The sequence below is a fragment of the Spirulina sp. CCY15215 genome (genome assembly GCF_016888125.1).
Classification (GTDB): domain Bacteria; phylum Cyanobacteriota; class Cyanobacteriia; order Cyanobacteriales; family Spirulinaceae; genus CCY15215.
The window spans coordinates 1-204 of record NZ_JACSWA010000023.1 but is presented as its reverse complement, the minus strand read 5'-3'; the positions used below and the strand labels follow the sequence as shown (position 1 = coordinate 204).

Here is a 204-nt window from a genome sequence, read left to right as displayed (position 1 = left end):
GGCAAAACGTCACCCTCAATCAACTCAGAGATGTTGCCAATACCCTCACTCAATTATATATTAATGAAGGGTATATTAACTCCCGCGCTGTCTTAAAGGAACAAAACATCGCCAATGGCATCGCTACTATTGAAGTCACAGAAGGGACAATTACCGATATTCAAATTGGAGGATTAGAAAGGTTTAAAACCAGTTATTTTACCT

The 204-nt window shown here is 38.7% G+C and carries 1 protein-coding gene; it reads left to right on the top strand.

Annotated features, from left to right (window positions below; translation table 11 throughout):
• Positions 1-204: POTRA domain-containing protein (locus tag JUI58_RS00090; protein ID WP_275414283.1), on the top strand; the 204-nt coding region annotated here is incomplete at both ends.